The sequence below is a fragment of the Polaribacter uvawellassae genome (assembly GCF_039748955.1).
Lineage (GTDB): Bacteria > Bacteroidota > Bacteroidia > Flavobacteriales > Flavobacteriaceae > Polaribacter > Polaribacter uvawellassae.
The window spans coordinates 78722-97014 of record NZ_JBDIZN010000001.1; the positions used below are offsets into that span (position 1 = coordinate 78722).

The 18293-nt window shown below is 30.2% G+C and carries 15 protein-coding genes; 13 read left to right on the forward strand and 2 right to left on the reverse strand.

Features of this window, described 5'->3' with window-relative positions; genetic code table 11:
- The first annotated feature begins 20 nt into the window (after positions 1-20).
- From ABDX67_RS00390 to ABDX67_RS00440, 11 genes are all read left to right on the forward strand, one after another.
- Positions 21-251, forward strand: a complete 231-nt coding sequence (locus ABDX67_RS00390) for a four helix bundle protein (protein ID WP_347173712.1) — start codon at positions 21-23, stop codon at positions 249-251.
- Positions 252-298: 47 nt separating this feature from the next.
- On the forward strand, positions 299-1462 hold the full coding sequence (gene hppD, locus ABDX67_RS00395) for a 4-hydroxyphenylpyruvate dioxygenase (RefSeq protein ID WP_347172673.1): 1164 nt from the start codon (positions 299-301) through the stop codon (positions 1460-1462).
- An 86-nt stretch (positions 1463-1548) separates the two neighbouring features.
- Positions 1549-2469, forward strand: coding sequence for a tryptophan 2,3-dioxygenase family protein (locus tag ABDX67_RS00400; protein WP_347172674.1), 921 nt, complete (start codon positions 1549-1551; stop codon positions 2467-2469).
- A gap of 98 nt (positions 2470-2567) precedes the next feature.
- Positions 2568-3344, forward strand: a complete 777-nt coding sequence (locus ABDX67_RS00405; protein ID WP_347172676.1) for a DUF3108 domain-containing protein — start codon at positions 2568-2570, stop codon at positions 3342-3344.
- Between the two features lie 42 nt (positions 3345-3386).
- Positions 3387-4667: a peptidoglycan DD-metalloendopeptidase family protein gene (locus ABDX67_RS00410; protein WP_347172677.1), complete on the forward strand. Its 1281-nt coding sequence runs from the start codon at positions 3387-3389 to the stop codon at positions 4665-4667.
- Positions 4668-4678: 11 nt separating this feature from the next.
- On the forward strand, positions 4679-6250 hold the full coding sequence (pgi, locus tag ABDX67_RS00415) for a glucose-6-phosphate isomerase (protein WP_347172678.1): 1572 nt from the start codon (positions 4679-4681) through the stop codon (positions 6248-6250).
- 216 nt (positions 6251-6466) lie between these two features.
- The gene (locus ABDX67_RS00420) at positions 6467-8989 is read left to right on the forward strand and encodes a TonB-dependent receptor (protein WP_347172680.1); all 2523 of its coding nucleotides are present in this window, start codon (positions 6467-6469) and stop codon (positions 8987-8989) included.
- A gap of 11 nt (positions 8990-9000) precedes the next feature.
- Positions 9001-10104 carry a hypothetical protein gene (locus tag ABDX67_RS00425; RefSeq protein ID WP_347172682.1) on the forward strand — a complete coding sequence of 368 codons (1104 nt, stop codon included), beginning with the start codon at positions 9001-9003 and terminating at the stop codon, positions 10102-10104.
- Between the two features lie 102 nt (positions 10105-10206).
- A complete protein-coding gene (locus ABDX67_RS00430) occupies positions 10207-10635 on the forward strand; it encodes a hypothetical protein (RefSeq protein WP_347173713.1) in 429 nt (142 codons plus the stop codon).
- Between the two features lie 43 nt (positions 10636-10678).
- Positions 10679-11407, forward strand: coding sequence for a lysophospholipid acyltransferase family protein (locus ABDX67_RS00435; protein WP_347172684.1), 729 nt, complete (start codon positions 10679-10681; stop codon positions 11405-11407).
- A gap of 4 nt (positions 11408-11411) precedes the next feature.
- Entirely contained in the window at positions 11412-12395 is a 984-nt protein-coding gene (locus ABDX67_RS00440) for an acyl-ACP desaturase (protein WP_347172686.1), read from the forward strand.
- 27 nt (positions 12396-12422) lie between these two features.
- Here the strand turns inward: ABDX67_RS00440 and ABDX67_RS00445 are convergent, their stop codons facing one another.
- The gene (locus tag ABDX67_RS00445; protein WP_347172687.1) at positions 12423-13199 is read right to left on the reverse strand and encodes an amidohydrolase; all 777 of its coding nucleotides are present in this window, start codon (positions 13197-13199) and stop codon (positions 12423-12425) included.
- A gap of 79 nt (positions 13200-13278) precedes the next feature.
- On the opposite strand from ABDX67_RS00445, the gene ABDX67_RS00450 reads away from it, so the two are divergent.
- Positions 13279-16017 carry a PD-(D/E)XK nuclease family protein gene (locus tag ABDX67_RS00450; protein WP_347172688.1) on the forward strand — a complete coding sequence of 913 codons (2739 nt, stop codon included), beginning with the start codon at positions 13279-13281 and terminating at the stop codon, positions 16015-16017.
- A 2-nt stretch (positions 16018-16019) separates the two neighbouring features.
- Here the strand turns inward: ABDX67_RS00450 and ABDX67_RS00455 are convergent, their stop codons facing one another.
- Positions 16020-16814, reverse strand: coding sequence for a universal stress protein (locus ABDX67_RS00455; RefSeq protein WP_347172690.1), 795 nt, complete (start codon positions 16812-16814; stop codon positions 16020-16022).
- A gap of 122 nt (positions 16815-16936) precedes the next feature.
- Between ABDX67_RS00455 and ABDX67_RS00460 the strand changes: the two genes are divergently transcribed.
- Complete coding sequence (locus tag ABDX67_RS00460; RefSeq protein ID WP_347172692.1) at positions 16937-18271, forward strand: MATE family efflux transporter; 1335 nt, start codon at positions 16937-16939, stop codon at positions 18269-18271.
- Positions 18272-18293 lie beyond the last annotated feature (22 nt).

An 18293-nucleotide genomic window follows, 5' to 3' on the forward strand; every position in this document is an offset into this window, starting at 1 on the left:
AATTTGGATTAACTTCTCAAATAAATAGATGTTCCATTTCAACACCAAGAAATATTGCTGAAGGCTCATCTAGAACAGATAAATCTTTTTATCACTTTATTGATATCGCTTTAGGTTCTTCATTTGAACTCGAAACACAATTAATAATAGCATTTAAAAGAAAGTATATAACACAAGAACAATTAACAAAGATTGAAGAAAAAATTCAAGAATTTCAAAAAATGACAATGGGCTTTCAAAACAAGCTCTAAAAGTCTTTTTTCTTGTCTCTTTTTTCTATCTTCAATAAAACATACAGATGAGTAAAAAAGAAGTAAAATCAGTAGACTACGGTTTAGAAAAAATATTTCAAGGAGCACAAGATTTCCTTCCGTTATTAGGAACAGATTATGTTGAATTTTATGTTGGAAATGCAAAACAAGCAGCACATTTTTATAAAACTGCATTTGGATTTCAATCATTAGCCTATAAAGGACTAGAAACCGGATCAAAAGATTCTGTAAGTTATGTGCTAGTGCAAGATAAAATTCGCTTGGTTTTAACAACTCCATTAAATAGCAAATCAATTATTAACGATCATATTGTAAAACATGGTGACGGTGTAAAAGTAATTGCGCTTTGGGTTGATGATGCAAGATCTGCCTACGAAGAAACGACAAAACGTGGAGCAAAATCGTATTTAGAGCCAACAGTAGAAACAGATGAACACGGAGAAATTATAAAGGCAGGTATTTACACGTACGGCGAAACAGTGCACATGTTTGTAGAGCGAAAAAACTACAAAGGAACTTTTATGCCAGGGTTTAGAAAGTGGGAATCTGACTACAATCCAACACCAGTTGGATTAAAATACATTGATCACATGGTTGGAAATGTAGGTTGGAATCAAATGGATGTTTGGGTAAAATGGTACGAGGATGTGATGGGATTTGAAAACTTTTTATCATTTGATGACAAACAAATTCATACAGAATATTCTGCATTGATGAGTAAAGTAATGTCTAACGGAAATGGAAGAATAAAATTCCCAATTAACGAACCAGCAAAAGCGGCTAAAAAATCTCAAATTGAAGAATATTTAGATTTTTATGAAGGTGCTGGTGTACAACATATTGCAGTAGCAACAGACGACATCATTAAAACTGTTAGTCAGTTAAAAGCACGCGGAATTGAATTTTTACCGCCACCTCCACAATCATATTACGATATGATTCCAGAAAGATTAGGTGAACACAGAGAAATGATGAAAGAAGACATCGGTGAATTGCAAAAATTATCGATTATGATTGATGCCGATGAAGAAGGGTATTTATTGCAAATATTTACCAAACCTATAGAAGACAGACCAACCCTGTTTTTTGAAATTATTCAAAGAATGGGAGCTCGTGGATTTGGAGCTGGAAACTTCAAAGCATTGTTCGAATCTATTGAAAGAGAACAGGCAAACAGAGGAACCTTATAAAATAGAAATTAGAAGAGAGAGCATAGAAGAGAGAAAGTTCAATCTTTCATTTTTCTATATTCTCTTCTCTCTATTCTCAAAAGAACATGAAAAAAGACGATTTATTAAAAGCCATAGAACAGAAATACAAAAAACTTGGTGTTCCACTAGAAACCATGCTCGAAGGATTATTGCACAGCACGCCAATTACGTATTGGGATTATATTCAAACTGATGCTCTATTAGGATTGCAAATTCCGAGAACCACAGAAAAAGATGAAATGGTTTTTATCATGTATCATCAAGTAAACGAATTGTTGTTTAAAATGATTTTGTGGGAAATTGACCAAATATCCTTATCAGAAGAACAAATTACTGCAGAAAAATTTTCGAAACATTTAATGAGAATTAGCAGGTATTTTGACATGTTGTGTAGTTCGTTTAGTGTAATGGGAGAAGGAATGGATGTTGAGCAATATTTAAAGTTTAGAAATACATTGGCGCCAGCAAGCGGATTTCAAAGTGCACAATACAGAAAAATTGAGTTTGCTTCAACAGAACTAATCAACTTAATTGATGTGCGTTACAGAGACACCATTGATAGAAATTCATCTTTTAGAAATGCTTTTGAACATTTGTATTGGCAAGCTGCTGGCAAAAACCATCAAACCGGAGAAAAATCTATTTTGATAAAATTGTTTGAGAAAAAATATATGGGAGATTTTATCGATTTTATGGAAGATTACAACGAATGTAACCTCTCTAAAAAATTCAAACAACTTCCAGATGATGTTCAGCAAAACCCAGAATTGATAAAAGCAATGCGTCATTACGATTATACTGTAAATATTAAATGGGTTTTAGCTCATTACGATGCAGCAGGAAAATATTTGGGCGGTGGCGATAAAGATTTAGAAGCAACTGGCGGAAGCAATTGGAGAAAATACATGCATCCAAAATATCAGCGAAGAATCTTTTTCCCTTATTTATGGTCTGAGGAAGAGCTTAAAAATTGGGGAACTTTTTAAAAATTATGAACTATTTAACACAAGCTGCAAGAGAAATCAAGCAGCTTTTTTTGTTTTTGGAATAGATATTGTCATTCCTTTTTTATATGTTTGAGAATATGAAAAAAATTACTTTTCTTTTTATTACATTTTTTATTGTATTTAATTCTACTTCCCAAGAAAAACCAGCAGTTTTTAAAAAAGGAGAATGGCTACGATATAAAATGAGTTATAGCGGTTTTTTAAAAGCTGGTAATGCAACATTAACAGTAGATACAGATACAATTAAAGGTAAAGAAGTTTTTCATGTTACCGGAAAGGGTTGGACAACTGGAGTAATAAAATGGTTTTTTAATGTTGATGATACGTATCAATCTTATTTTGATAAAGAAACTATAAAACCTTATGTTTTTAAACGTAATATTAACGAAGGTGGTTATGTAATAAACAGAGAAATTAAATTTAATTATGAAACTAAAAAAGCTACCGTTTTAGATTTTAAATTACAAACCACAGAAACTTTTGACATTACTAACATACAAGACATGATGTCTTCTTTTTATTATTTAAGAAGTCAAGATGTTAGCAACTTAAAAGTTGGAGATGAAATTGCTTTAGATATGTTTATGGATTCTCAAATTTACCCTTTTAAATTACTCTATTTAGGTGAAGAATTATTAAAAACGAGATTTGGTAAAATTAAAAGTTTAAAGTTTAGACCAATGGTACAAGCTGGTAGAGTTTTTAAAGAAAACGAAAGCGTAACCATTTGGATTACGGCAGATGAAAACAAAATCCCAATAAAGCTAAGAGCTTCTTTAGCTGTCGGTTCTTTAAGAGCAGAATTAGACGCATATAAAGGTCTTGCAAATTCTTTTAAAATTATATACGATTAAATTGTATTTTTGCGTTTAAGTCTCGTATAAAATTTACTTCTTTTGAAAAAAATACTATTTCTTTTAATAACACTAATCGTCTTTAATTCTTGTAAAGAAGATAAAATAGAAAGTATTGAGGAAATCAAAACAATACTTGAGCCAAAAATAGTTTACGAATTTGGTTATAAGCTAAACGACTACAAAGTAATTAACGATACCATTAAAAAAGGTGAAAGTTTTGGAGTTATTTTAGACAGACATCATGTAGATTATCCAATCATAAATAAAATAGCTTCAAAAATTAAAGATACTTTTGATGTTAGACGCGTTAGAGCAGGAAAACCTTATACAATTTTAGCTTCAAAAGATTCAACAGAAAGAGCGCAAGTTTTTATCTACAAAAACAATAAGTCTGTAGCTACAATTGTAGAGTTTAACGATTCTATCATCCATAGTTACAAGTACAGAAAAGAAATAAAAACGATTGAAAAAGAAGTACATGGCACAATTTACTCAAGTTTTTCTCAGTCGATGGATAGCTTACATTTAAATCCTAATTTAACAAATAGAGTTGCAGATATTTATGCTTGGACATTAGATTTTTTTAAACTTCAAAGAGGTGATACATTTAAGCTTATTTATGAAGAAAAATTTATCGACGATTCTACTTTTGTGGGTTACGGTGAAGTAAAAGCAGCTTTATTTAATCATAATGGTAAAGATTTATATGCATATAGGTTTGTTCCAGACACAAAAAAAGGTATTGTAGAATATTATGATGAAGAAGGAAATATGTTGAGAAGACAGTTTTTAAAAGCACCAATAAAATTTCAGTACAGAATTTCATCTAGATATAACCTAAAAAGAAAGATAGCTTTATACGGAAGAGTAAAAGCACATAAAGGAACTGACTTTGCTGCAAATTATGGCACACCAATTATGGCAACTGCAAGCGGAACTGTAACTGAATCTGCTTATCGAAAAAGCGGAAACGGACATTACGTAAAAGTAAAACATAACAACACATATACAACTCAATATTTACACATGAGTCGTAGAAATGTAAAAAGAGGGCAATTTGTAAAACAAGGAGATATTATTGGTTTTGTTGGTTCTACAGGAAGCAGTAGCGGAAACCATGTGTGTTATCGCTTTTGGAAAAATGGCAGACAAGTAGATCCTTTTAAACAAAAACTACCAGCAGCAGCACCTCTAAAAGAGAGTCTAAAACCAACCTTTTTAGCACATATTTCTCCATTAAAAGAACAATTAGAAAGCATTAATAATTATAATTCTTTGGATTTAAAAATGGATTCTAATAACATTACTTTTAAAGACTAATAATTTATCAAATGGCATTAAAAAATACGAATCCAACTAAAACCAATGCTTGGCAGAAGTTAACTTCGCATTTTTCTGAGATAAAAGACATTCACCTAAAAGAATTCTTTAAAAATAACGCTAACAGAACTTCTGAACTTTCACTTTCTGTGGATGATTTTAACGTTGATTATTCTAAAAACAGAATAACAAAAGAAACTCTAGAGTTATTAATTGAATTGGCAAATGAAGTTGATTTAAAAGATGCCATAGAGAAATATTTTTCTGGAGCTATTATAAATACAACCGAAAAAAGAGCCGTTTTACATACAGCTTTAAGAGATAGTAAATCCAACGAGATTCTAGTAAAAAATGAAAACGTTAAACCAGAAGTTGATGCTGTTCTTAATCAAATAGCAACATTTTCAGAAAAAATAATTTCTGGTAACTGGAAAGGTTTTACAGGTAAATCAATTACAGATGTTGTTAATATTGGAATTGGAGGATCAGATTTAGGCCCAAATATGGTTGTTGAAGCTTTACAGTTTTACAAAAACCATCTGAATATGCATTTTGTTTCTAATGTAGATGGAGATCATATTTCTGAAATCATCAAAAAATTAAATCCAGAAACAACATTATTTGTAATTGTTTCTAAAACATTTACAACACAAGAAACCATTTCAAATGCAACAACCTTAAAAGAGTGGTTTTTAACATCGACTACAAATAATGATATTGCTAAACATTTTGTAGCAGTTTCATCAAACATTAAAAAGGCAACTGAATTTGGAATTGACCCCAAAAATATTTTCCCGATGTGGAATTGGGTTGGTGGTAGATTTTCTTTGTGGAGCGCAGTTGGCTTATCAATAAGTTTATCTGTAGGGTTTCAAAATTTTAAAACGCTACTTGCTGGAGCATCAGAAATGGATGAACATTTTAGAAACAATGATTTTGAGCAAAACATTCCAATAATCTCTTCTTTAATTAGCATTTGGTACAACAATTTCTTTGGATGCGAAACAGAAGCAATCTTACCATATTCTCATTACTTAAAAAAATTTCCAGAATACTTACAACAAACAAGTATGGAAAGTAATGGTAAAAGTGTAGACAGAAATGGAGAAAAAATAAAGTACCAAACTGGCACCATTGTTTGGGGAAATGTTGGCACAAATATGCAACACGCTTTTATGCAATTATTGCACCAAGGAACAAAATTAATTCCGGCAGAATTTATTGGTTTTAAAGAATCATTATCTGGTTTAACAGAGCATCACAAAAAATTAATGGCAAACTTTTATGCCCAAACAGAAGCATTAGCTTTTGGAAAAACAGCAGAAGAAGTTCATTTAGATTTAAAATTTAATAATCAAAGAAAAGAGTTATCAACATTACTTCCTTTTAAAATTTTTGAAGGCAACAATCCAAGCACTATTATTTTAGTTGATAAATTAACGCCAAACTCTTTAGGAAAACTCATTGCTTTATACGAGCATAAAGTTTTTGTACAAGGTGTTATTTGGAACATCTTTAGCTTTGATCAATTTGGAGTAGAATTAGGCAAAGAATTAGCCAGCAAACACCTAAATAAGACATAATCTTCTTATTGAATAAATAGTTTACTTAAATTTTAAGATTTAATCACTCTTTGTTAACAACCTGTTAATATTTAAAGTCTTGTTTTTTAAGGCATACGGCAATATTTTATTATTTTTGATTATCTTAAATTTTTGTTAATACTTAACATTAAATTAACATTACAACTGTAAAAAATGAGGATTTTTGCAGAACATTTAATAACTTAAAATTTCAAAATGAAAAATTTTAAAAATTTATTATTAGTAGCGTTGTTTTTTGCAACTGCTGCTGTTTTTGGTCAAACCAAAATAACTGGTAAAGTGGTTGATGAAACTAACCAACCCTTACCTAGTGCAAGTGTTATGGTAAAAGGAACAACAAACGGTACTTCTACCGATTTTGATGGAAACTTTACTTTAAATGCAGATTCAAATTCTGGAGTAATTGTAATTTCTTTTGTTGGTTATAACAGCAGAGAAGTATCTTTCTCTTCAGCTAAATCTAATTTAGGTAGAATCCAATTAACTGAAGACAGTTCTGTATTAGACGAGATTGTTGTTACTGCAACATCTTTCGCTATTGATAGAAAAACTCCAGTTGCGGTTTCTACAGTTAAAGCTGCAGATATTGAAAGAAAATTAGGAACTCAAGAATTTCCTGAGATCTTAAAATCTACTCCAGGAGTATATGCTACAAAAAGTGGTGGTGGTTTTGGAGATTCAAGAATTTCTTTAAGAGGGTTTAACTCAGAAAACGTAGCTGTATTGATTAACGGTGTACCTGTTAACGATATGGAAAACGGTAGAGTTTATTGGTCTAACTGGGCTGGACTTTCTGATGTAACTTCTGCGATGCAAGTTCAAAGAGGTTTAGGAGCTTCTAAAGTTGCTGTACCTTCTATTGGTGGAACAATTAACATTGTTTCTAAAACAACTGACATTAACAAAGGAGGAAGTATTTCTATGACTCATGGTAACGATGGTTACTTAAAAGTTGGTGGTACTGTTTCTACTGGATTAATGGATAATGGTTTGGCTGCTACAGTCTCTTTATCTAAAACTTCTGGTGAAGGATACGTTGACGGAACACAATTTGACGGATACAATTACTTTGTAAACTTTTCTAAGCAATTTAATGATAATCATAAATTAGCTTTTACAACTTTTGGATCTCCGCAAAGACACGGACAAAGACAAAACAGAAGCACAATTTCTACTTATAGAAATGCTCAAAGTGGAACTAAATTTAACCCAGATTGGGGATATAAAAACGGTCAAGTAACACATATTGAAGATAACTTTTACAACAAGTCTCAAACATCTTTAAACCATTACTGGACAATTAGTGATGACACAAGTTTATCTACTGCAATGTACGTATCATTTGGTACTGGTGGTGGTGGTGGAACTGCAGGAACAAACACAAATTTATTTAATGTGCGTTTAGGTGGTAGTGATCAACCAGTTAATTTAGATAATATTGTAAACATAAATAAAGGTAACGGAGCATTAGGTTCTGAAGCAATTTTAAGAGCTTCTAGAAACGACCATAACTGGTATGGTATATTATCTACATTTAAAACAAAATTATCTTCTAATTTAGATTTTGTAGCTGGTGTAGATTTAAGATCTTATACTGGAAAACACTTTAGAGAAGTTACTGACTTATTAGGTGGTCAATATTTCTTTGATAACAGTAATATAAATAACCCAAATGCCGCATTAAAAGTTGGAGATAAATACTCTTACTTTAATGATGGTGAAGTAGGATGGCAAGGATTCTTTACTCAACTTGAGTACGACAAAGACAAAATCTCTGCATTTGTTTCTGTTTCTGGATCTAATACGTCTTACAGAAGAGTTGATTATTTTCAATATACACCTGCAAACAACACAACAGCAAAGTATAACTTTTTTGGATATGGTGTAAAAGGTGGTGTAAACTACAGATTAAACGATACACATAACGTATTTGCAAACATTGGTTATTTTGAAAAAGCTGCTGGTTTTGATGCTGTATTCCAAGGATTTGATAATGATCATATTAACGCAGACGCTGAAAATCAAAAAATCTTTAGTGTTGAGTTAGGATACGGAATTAGAACTGAAAAATTAAGAGCCAACGTAAACGTTTATAGAACTGAGTGGAACGATAGAACTTTTACAAGAACTGTTCAAGGAATTGGAACAAGCCCAGATTTTATTGCAAACTTATTAGGAGTTAATGCATTACACCAAGGATTAGAAATTGATTATACATACAGATATTCTGATAATTTAACATTCACTGGAATGGCATCTTTAGGTAACTGGAAATGGAATAATGATTTAACGAATGTTCCTATTTTTGATGACAATCAAAACCAAGTAGATACTGTTAATTTACCAATTAAAGGATTGCGTGTTTCTGATGCTGCTCAAACAACTGCTGCATTAGGTTTAAACTACAAATTCTGGGACAAAACAAGTTTCACTTTTGATTACAACTATTTTGGAGACATGTATGCTCAAGTAAACGTTTTAAATTACATAGGAGCAACAACAACTCCTTCTGACACTTGGAAAGCACCAAACTACCACTTGTTTGATGCTAGTTTACGCCACGGTATTAAAATTGGAGATTTTGATACAACTTTTACAGCTCGTGTAAACAACTTATTCAATACAGAATATATTTCTGATGCTTTAGATGCTACTGACCCATTAGTATGGTATGGAGCTGGTAGAACTTTTAGCCTTAGTGCAAAAATTAAATTTTAAAAAACAGAATCATGAAAAAAATATTTTTATTACTAACAGTGTTCTCAATGGTGTTTACTTCTTGTAACCCATTAGAAGATCTATATGAAGAATTAGACGCTAAAGAAAATGTTATTTCTGGTGAAGCGACTTTTACATTAACAGATTCAGATTATGATGATTTAGGTTTAAATTTTGGAAACTTTAGTTCTTTAGACGATGCAAAAACTAAATTACCTTCTTTCTTATCAAAAAAATATCCTGTTTGGGGTAAGTCTTCTTTAGCTGCTGTAACTTTTAAGTTATACAACCCAAAAAGAACTGAAAAAAGTTTAAAAATATATGAAGTTACTCCTGCAGATTATGCAGCTAACGGTCATACTTATGGAAACTTTGACAGTTTTTCTGATATTTCAGATTTTTTAGATGTAAAATATCCTGCCGCTCCAGACAGAATGTTAGTTAATCTAACTTATAAATATTATGCTGGAACTACAAAAACCTTAGAAAATGGGTTTATAATAGTAAATGGAAAATGGGAAATGGCAACTGGAATTACCGATGCTGAATATACTGCAATGGGAGAAGCTAGAGCTCAGTTTGATAGCGAAACTGAAGCATTACAAAAAATTCCAACATATGCAGCTACTAGATTTCAATATGAAAACAAAAAAGCTGGAGATATTGAAGGTATTATGTACAAATTATATGTAACAGATACACAAGATGTTGATGAGGATGGTAGAACAGATGACAGAACTGTTTATAGTTTTGTAACTTATGTAATTTTTGACGGTACTAACTGGTCTAATTATAATAATATTATTAACGAAACTATTAAGTTTGGTCACGATGGCACAAAATGGGTTCCAGATAATACTATTAAATATACTTTAACAAATGCAGATTACAACTTAGTTGGTAATGGGCGTTACGGTAACTTTGATGTTAGAGCAGGTAAAGATGAAGAATTAGAAAGTGTACGTATTAGTAAAATAAATACTATTTTATTAAACAACTTCCCTAATGATGCTGAAGGTCAAAAATACCTTGTTTCTTATAAAATTTATAATGGTGCAAATGGTATTTGGCAATTAGCCGTTATCAAAACTAACGGTGCTTATGTTAAGCAATAAGTTTAAATAGTTTTTACAATTTTAAAAACCACCTCAATCGAGGTGGTTTTTTTTTGAATATAATTAGTACATTTACACAAACTAAAAAACGAAGAAATCATGATGAAAGAAATTCACTCGTATTGGGCATATTTAGCGGTTTTAATATTGCTATTTGCTGTTGTAAATGCATTTATGGGATTATCAAAAAAGAGAAGCTTTACCGATAAAGATGTTCGCATTGGATTGTTTACATTAATTATATCTCATATTCAATTATTAATTGGATTAGGTTGGTATTTTATGAGTCCTGTTTATAAAGCACTCAAGGTGGATAGCTCTGCAGTAATGGGAAACTCAGCTTCTAGATTATTAGCTGTAGAACATCCTTTAATGATGCTAATTGCTATTGTTTTAATCACAATTGGTTGGTCTAAACATAAAAAGAAAACAGAAGATGCAGCAAAATTTAAAACTTTTGCAATCTATTACGGAATTGCATTAGTGTTAATTTTAGCAAGAATTCCTTGGAATCAATGGTTTCAATTTTAAAAATATAATATCTTAATTTACATCTAGTAAAAGAAACGATTTAATGAAAGTATTAAGCTACATATTATCGCCAATTTTTATTTTTACTTTTGTCTTATTACTAGTTATTTTTCATCCTTTACAATGGATTGGATTAAAACTTTTTGGGCATAAAGGGCATCAACCAGTAGTAGATGTTTTAAATTTGTTTCTTGTTAAATCGTTACTTTTAATTGGCGTTACCGTTCGTTTAAAAAACGAACATGAACTACCAAAAGATTGTACGCTAGTCTTTGTTGCAAATCATCAAAGTATTTCTGACATACCTCCAATTGGCTGGTATTTTAGGAAATATAAACCAAAGTTTGTTGCAAAAAAAGAATTAGGAAAAGGAGTGCCAAGTGTCTCTTTTAATTTACGTCATGGTGGCGCAGCTTTAATCAACAGGAAAGATGCAAAACAGGCATTAAGTGAATTAGCAAAATTCTCAAAAAAAATTCATGAAAATAAATGGGGCGCAATTATTTTTCCTGAAGGAACAAGAAGTAGAACAGGAGAGCCAAAACCATTCTCTTCAAACGGTTTAAAAATGATTACTAAATACAATCAAGATGGTTATATTGTTCCTATAACAATAAACAATTCTTGGAAATTATTTAAATATGGAAAATACCCTTTAGGTTTGGGAAGTCCTATAACGCTAACAACACACAAACCTATAAAAATTGATTCTATGCCTTTTGAAGAGCTAGTAAAAGAAACAGAATCGCAAATAATTTCACACATAAAATAACAATATGTCAATACACAATATCAGAAGAGAAGTAATGCTTACTCTAGAAAAAAGCATTGATGCTTTTGTAGATAAATTTTTAATAACACCAGAAAAAATTTGGCAACCAACAGATTTTTTACCGAACTCTCAGAAAGATACTTTTATTGATGAAGTTAAAGAAATTCAAGAAATCTCTAAAGAATTAGATGATGATTTTTGGGTGGTTTTAGTTGGCGATACCATAACAGAGGAAGCTTTACCAACATACGAGTCATGGTTATTAGATTTAGAAGGTGTTTCTCAACAACCAGACAATGGTTGGGCAAAATGGGTTAGAGCTTGGACTGCAGAAGAAAATAGACACGGAGATGTGTTGAATAAATACTTGTATTTATCAGGAAGAGTTAATATGCGCGAAGTAGAAATTACCACGCAACATTTAATTGCTGATGGATTTGATATTGGTACAGCAACCGATCCGTATAAAAACTTTGTCTATACAAGTTTTCAGGAATTAGCTACGTATATTTCGCACAATAATGTTGCAAAAATTGCACGTAAAAAAGGACATAAAGCATTGGCTAAAATGTCTAAAATTATTGCAGGTGATGAAATGCGTCATCATATTGCGTATGCAGAGTTTGTTAAGGAAATATTCAAAATAGATCCAAGTGAAATGATGTTGGCTTTTCAGCACATGATGAAACATAAAATTGTGATGCCAGCAATGCATTTAAGAGAATCTTTTGAAGCAAAAGGAAGTTTATTTGATCAATTCTCTAATGTTGCTCAAAGAGTTGGTGTGTACACAGGTTTTGATTATGTAGATATTTTAAAGAAACTAAATACAACTTGGGAAATTGATAAAATAACAAACTTAACTCCAGAAGCAGAAAAAGCAAGAGATTGGTTACTGAAGTTACCAGACAGAATGTATCGAATTACAGAAAGAATTGTTGTCCCAGACACAAAATACAACTTTAAATGGATGAATCCAGTAGTATAAAAAAAGAGCCTTTTAAAGGCTCTTTTTTTAGTTGATAGTAAACTGATCTTTATCCTCTAAGAAAGGTAATTTTGCTCTTAAATCTATCAACTCATTTTTACTTAAAGTTGCGTAGATAATTTTCTCTTTATTTTCTACAACTTCCGTAATTTCATTTCCTAAGAAGTCTATTGCAATAGAACTGCCATTGTATTCATATTTGTTTGCATCTACTCCAACTCTATTTACACCAACACAATAACTCATGTTTTCTATTGCCCGTGCTTTTAAAAGTGTTTTCCAAGCGTTAATTCTTGGTTTTGGCCAACTTGCTACATAAATTAATAAATCATAATTTTCTGTATTTCTAGACCAAACCGGAAAACGTAAATCATAACAAATTAAGGGACAAATTTTCCAATCTTTATAGGTTACAATCAATTTAGAGTATCCTGAAGTATATGCTTTATGCTCTCCTGCCAATGTAAACGTATGACGTTTATCATAATGTTCAATGTTACCATTTGGATGTACAAATAACATTCTATTATAATATTTATCGTTTTCTTTTATAATGATACTTCCAACAATTGCTGCATCAAAAAATTTAGCTTTTTGTTTCATCCAACCAACTGTTTCACCGTTCATTTTTTCTGCCAAAGGTTTTGGCTTCATTGAAAAACCAGTTGTAAACATTTCTGGTAAAAAAATTACATCAACATTCTGAATATCTTCTAATAAAATATCTAGTTTAGCCTTGTTTTCTTTAGCATTTTCCCAAACTAAATCTATTTGAATAATGGCTATTTGTAAATCGGTTTGCATAAAAATAATTTTCTAACAATATAATAAAATAAATAGGTTCTTTTTGTACATTGTTTGTTCTAAAAATTGACTTTCATAAATGCAGACTTTTATCACAGAAACCTTACAAACAATTTTAACGAAACAACAATCGTTTGAAAACACTGTTTTTGTGTTGCCATCGCAAAGAGCTGGTGTATTTGTAAAACAAGCTTTAAAAGAAACTATTGATGTTGGTTTTTTGCCAACAATCTTTAATATAGAACAATTTATTGAAGAAATTTCTGGGTTGCATAAAATAGATTCAATTCAGTTGTTATTTCATTTTTATGCAGTTTATAAAAAGGTAGAAACAGAGCCAGAAGATTTTGAGAACTTTATTTCCTGGGCTTTTACAGTTGTACAAGATTTTAACGAAGTAGATAAGCATTTAATTAATCCTAAAGAGATTTTTCCTTATCTAAGAGATATTCAGCGGCTAAAAAATTGGTCGGTTAAAAAACCTCTTGAAGAAACTAAAATGATAAAAAATCATTTTTCTTTCTTAGAAAAATTAGAAGTTTATTATACTGAATTTTATAAGTTCTTACTTGAAAAACAAATTGGTTACCAGGGTTTAATTTACAGAGAAGCTACTAAAAACATTGAAATTTATATTGAAAAAAATAAACTTAAAAAATTTGTTTTTATGGGGTTTAATGCGCTAAACAAATCCGAAGAATATTTATTTCAAGAACTTTTATCTGCTGGAAATACAGATGTATATTGGGATATTGACAGTGCTTTTTTAAAAAATAATCATCAAGCAGGAACATTCATCAGAAAATATAAATCTGAATGGAAATACTATATAAAAAACCCGATTGCTACAGTTTCATCTAATTTTGAATTAGAAAAAAATATTGAAGTTATTGGCGCTTCAAAAAATACCACTCAAATTAAATATGCTGGAGAACTTATCAATAAACTCCCAAACCACAACAAAACTGCTTATGTTTTGGCTGACGAGAGTTTGTTGCCAATTACGTTAAATTCGTTGCCAAAAAAGGTTGAAGCTGTAAATATTACGATGGGTTATCCGTTAAAGGATGTTCCAACTACTTCGTTATTTTTTGCTGTTTTCCAGTTGTTTTTAACGCAAGAAAAACTGAACAGAACGCAAGCAGAACAATTTTACTACAAAGATGTTTTACAGTTTTTTAAGCATGCTTCAATTCAGCCTTTATTAATTGAAAACGGAACGAATGTATTAGACAAAATTTCTCTAAAAATAGCAGAAGACAATGATGCTTTTATCGATAAAAGTCAGATAGAATCATTTTTATCATCTTTAGAAAAATCGACAAAAGAAGTTGTGATTGAAATTTTTAATCCGATCAAAAATAGTCAAGGTTTCATCAGTCGAATTTTAAATTTAATTGTTGTTCTAAAAGAAAAAGCAGCGCCTTTAGAAAAAGAATATTTATTTCGATTTTACACTATTTTTTCACAATTACAAACCTTCCAAAACGAATATAATTTTCTAAAAACATTTAAAACGATTCATCAATTATTCAATCAATTATTAAACACAGAATCTATCTCTTTTAAAGGCGAACCGCTACAAGGATTGCAGTTAATGGGAATGTTAGAAACGCGTGTTTTAGATTTTGAAAATGTAATTATAACGTCTGTAAACGAAAATATATTACCAAAAAATAGCGCTCAAAATACTTTTATTCCATTTGATGTAAAAATCGAATTTGGATTGCCAACTTACAGAGAAAAAGATGCTATTTTTTCCTATCATTTTTTTAGATTATTGCAACGTGCAAAAAACATTTACTTATTATACAATTCTGAAAGCGACACTTTTGGCGGTGGAGAAAAAAGTAGGTTTATTACACAATTATTGCATCTAAAAGACGGAATTAAAGAACATCAAATAAGTCCGAAAGTAACAACAGAAAAAACCGAACTCAAAGAAATAGAAAAAACTCCAGAAATAATTTCTTTACTAAAAGAAGTTGCAAAAGGTGGATTTTCTCCATCAACATTGGCAAATTATTTATACAATCCGTATCAGTTTTATACACAGAAAATATTAAAACTAAAAGAATATAACGAAGTCGAAGAAACAGTTGCTTCTAACACAATGGGAACAATTATTCACGATACGCTAGACGCTTTGTATCAACCGTATATCAACAAATATGTATTACCAGAAAATTTTAAAAATATGTTTGCTAAAGTAGATGATTTGGTTTCGTTTTACTTTAAAAAACATTTTCATAATTCTGATATTTTTACCGGAAAAAACAGATTAATTTTTGAAGTTTCTAAAGATTATGTAAATCGATTTTTAGAAAATGAAAAACAATTGGTTTCAGAAAAAAATCAATTAAAAATTATTGCAACAGAAGAAAATTTAGAAACTACCATAGAAATAGAAGGTTTTAACTTTCCAATTATAATTAAAGGACAAGTTGATAGAATTGATGAATTAAATGGTATTACAAGAATTATTGATTACAAAACGGGTAAAGTAGAAGCTAAAAACCTAAAAATATCAGATGTTTCTGATATTGCTGATGAAAAATACAACAAGGCAATTCAGGTTTTATTATACGGTTATATGTATGCTAAAAGTAAAACAACTCAAACAAAAATTGAAAGTGGAATTATTTCTTTTAAAAATCTTAATAGCGGATTTCTTAAAGTAGATTTCGGCAAAAAAGATTATGAAATTACGGAAGATAGAATTGAGGAATTTATGAATTCAATTAAAGATATCATCAAAGAAATTTTTGATATATCAATTCCGTTTACAGAAAAAATTCACGAAAAACACAATAATTAAAGCTATTGCTTTCCTCCTAAAACCAATAACGGAACATTACAATAAAACTCTTCTTTTAGAATTGTATTCTTTTCCCAAAGCTTGTTAAAAAATCCTCTTTTACGTCTAAAAACACACAACATATCTGGTTGATTAGATTGAAAATGTTCTAAAACTCCTTGAAAAGTAGTTGCATTTTCTGTAATTGTTAACGAAGATTTTAAGCTCTCTAATTCTGTGTCTAAAACTAAATCCTCATCTGTATAAGTTGGTGTTTTAACCAACAACATATTAATTACAGGATTAAATTTATTCTTTATAAACTTTAAAGGATCTAATGCCTTCTTTTTATTTACGATTCCGGTTTTAAAGGCTGTTAAAACAGAATTAAACGGTTTAAAAATATACGATTCTGGCACAATTAAAACAGGAATATTAGATTTTTTTACAACGCTACCAGAAGTGCTTCCTAAGAAAACTTCTTCTTTTATAGAGTTACTTTTTGGGCCCATTACTATTAAATCGATTCCTATTTCTTCTTCTACAGTTTCTATTGAATCCAACACATTTCCTTTCGCAGTAATTAATTGAATGTCTTTTCCTTTTCTGTTTGCAGAATTAATTATAGATCTTAAGTATAAATTAGATTCACGCTCTAAAATTCCGTCAATATTAATAATCGTTCCTGCTTTTGGCTGCACATTATATGCTCTAAGCACAAAGATTTTTGCATCAATTTCGTTAGCAAAATCAATTGCATATTGTAATGTATTTATTGAGTTTTCTGAAGAACCAATCGGAACAAGTATATTTTTCATGTGATGTTTTTTTTTAGAATTTGAGAAAATTACACAAAATATTTGAACTGCAAAAATACACTTTTTAAAACTATCTTTTTTATCATTTATAAGAACAATAATAGTAGTATTTTTGAAACGTTTTGAAAACAGATATAAGCTTTAAAAAAATAAACAAACTGGCTTTTCCTGCTTTGGTAGCCGGAATTGCAGAACCACTACTTTCTATTACCGATACTGCAATTATTGGTAATATAGAAGATAATGCCATAGAATCTTTGGCAGCAGTTGGAATAGTAGGCGCGTTTATTTCTATGTTAGTTTGGGTTTTTGGTCAAATTAGAAGCGCTATTTCTTCCATCATTTCTCAATATTTAGGCGCAAATAAATTAGATGAAATTAAATCCTTACCAGCACAAGCAATTACAATTGTTGTTGTTCTTAGTTTATTGGTGATAGCCATTTCATATCCGTTCTCAGAAGTTATTTTTAAGTTTTATAATGCTTCTGGTGTTATCTTAGAATATTGTGTAGAATATTTTAATATCAGGATTTTAGGTTTTCCTTTTACACTTTTTACATTTGCAGTTTTTGGTGTTTTTAGAGGTTTACAAAACACGTATTATCCGATGTTAATTGCCATAACTGGCGCAGTTTTAAACATTATTTTAGATTATCTTTTAGTATATGGCTTTGCTGATATTATTCCGGCAATGTATATTGAAGGCGCAGCGTATGCGAGTGTAATTGCCCAAGTTACAATGGCAATTTTATCTGCAATTTTATTGTTAAAAAAAACAACAATTCCATTAAAAATCATCTTACCAATACATCCAGAAATCAAGCGATTATTAGGCATGATTTTAAATCTATTTGTAAGAACATTAGCTTTAAACTTGGCGTTGTATTTCGGAACAGCTTATGCAACTTCTTACGGCAAAGAATATATCGCAGCTTATATTATCGGTTTAAATTTATGGTTATTGGGCGCTTTTATGATAGATGGTTATTCTAGCGTTGGTAATATTTTATCTGGTAAACTATTAGGTCAAAAAGACTATAAAACGCTGATTGCATTAAATAGAAAGCTATTAAAATATGCCTTTGTTTTAGGTAGTTTTTTTATTGTTTTAGGTGTTATTTTCTACAAACCAATCGGAACAATATTTACCAAAGAAACCACAGTTTTAGAACAATTTTATTTAGTTTTTTGGGTTATTTTAGCAATGCAACCTTTGTGCGCGATGACATTTATTTTTGATGGGATTTTTAAAGGTTTGGGAGAAATGAAATACTTAAGAAATGTATTAATTTTTGCAACATTAGTTGGTTTTATTCCCACATTATTTCTTTTCGATTCTTTAGACTTTAAATTGTATGCAATTTGGATTGCTTTTACCGTTTGGATGTTTTTTAGAGGCATCTTTTTATTTTTTAAATTTAACAGAAAGTTTTCTCCACTAGCACAAAAGCAGTAAATTTGAATACTAATACTCAATA

Bases quoted from the DNA above. Each gene is read 5' to 3' on its own strand.
- hppD (WP_347172673.1), top strand. From the start codon at position 299: ATGAGTAAAAAAGAAGTAAAATCAGTAGACTACGGTTTAGAAAAAATA.
- ABDX67_RS00400 (WP_347172674.1), top strand. From the start codon at position 1,549: ATGAAAAAAGACGATTTATTAAAAGCCATAGAACAGAAATACAAAAAA.
- ABDX67_RS00405 (WP_347172676.1), top strand. From the start codon at position 2,568: ATGAAAAAAATTACTTTTCTTTTTATTACATTTTTTATTGTATTTAAT.
- pgi (WP_347172678.1), top strand. From the start codon at position 4,679: ATGGCATTAAAAAATACGAATCCAACTAAAACCAATGCTTGGCAGAAG.
- ABDX67_RS00420 (WP_347172680.1), top strand. From the start codon at position 6,467: ATGAAAAATTTTAAAAATTTATTATTAGTAGCGTTGTTTTTTGCAACT.
- ABDX67_RS00425 (WP_347172682.1), top strand. From the start codon at position 9,001: ATGAAAAAAATATTTTTATTACTAACAGTGTTCTCAATGGTGTTTACT.
- ABDX67_RS00430 (WP_347173713.1), top strand. From the start codon at position 10,207: ATGAAAGAAATTCACTCGTATTGGGCATATTTAGCGGTTTTAATATTG.
- ABDX67_RS00435 (WP_347172684.1), top strand. From the start codon at position 10,679: ATGAAAGTATTAAGCTACATATTATCGCCAATTTTTATTTTTACTTTT.
- ABDX67_RS00440 (WP_347172686.1), top strand. From the start codon at position 11,412: ATGTCAATACACAATATCAGAAGAGAAGTAATGCTTACTCTAGAAAAA.
- ABDX67_RS00445 (WP_347172687.1), bottom strand. From the start codon at position 13,199: ATGCAAACCGATTTACAAATAGCCATTATTCAAATAGATTTAGTTTGG.
- ABDX67_RS00450 (WP_347172688.1), top strand. From the start codon at position 13,279: ATGCAGACTTTTATCACAGAAACCTTACAAACAATTTTAACGAAACAA.
- ABDX67_RS00455 (WP_347172690.1), bottom strand. From the start codon at position 16,814: ATGAAAAATATACTTGTTCCGATTGGTTCTTCAGAAAACTCAATAAAT.